Origin of the sequence: Tritonibacter sp. SIMBA_163, assembly GCF_046535935.1 — a bacterium.
In the GTDB taxonomy this organism is placed as follows: Bacteria; Pseudomonadota; Alphaproteobacteria; order Rhodobacterales; family Rhodobacteraceae; genus Epibacterium; species Epibacterium scottomollicae.
Genome location: NZ_JAWJBP010000264.1, coordinates 1 through 295, shown reverse-complemented (window position 1 = coordinate 295; position 295 = coordinate 1). Strand labels below are relative to the sequence as shown.

General features: G+C 60.3%; 1 protein-coding gene. It reads right to left on the bottom strand.

All coding sequences use genetic code 11. The features are described 5' to 3' along the window. Window positions 1-157: 157 nt before the first annotated feature. Window positions 158-295 (bottom strand): flagellar basal body P-ring protein FlgI (locus R0J92_RS22340; protein WP_411053267.1); only part of this gene is annotated, 138 nt, incomplete at its 5' end.

Sequence of the window (295 nt, the reverse complement as noted above, 5' to 3'; positions counted from 1 at the left end):
ACGCGATCAATCCATCAGTACTACACAAGCTAGACCATACCGCCCGCAACCTGCGCATGATGATACTCGCCCCAGTGCTCTCCGTCCTAGTCCTGCACAAAAAGGCACCCCGGGCGGGTCTCCCGGGGTGCTTCGTCAGGGGGCTGAGATCTGCGAGTTAGCGCACGACGAACTCCGCATGCAGCGCCCCTGCAGCCTTGAGGCTTTTCAGGATGACGATCATGTCGCGCGGGGATACACCCAGTGCATTCAGACCAGCCACTACCTCAGCCACAGAGGTCGTCTCGCGGACTTC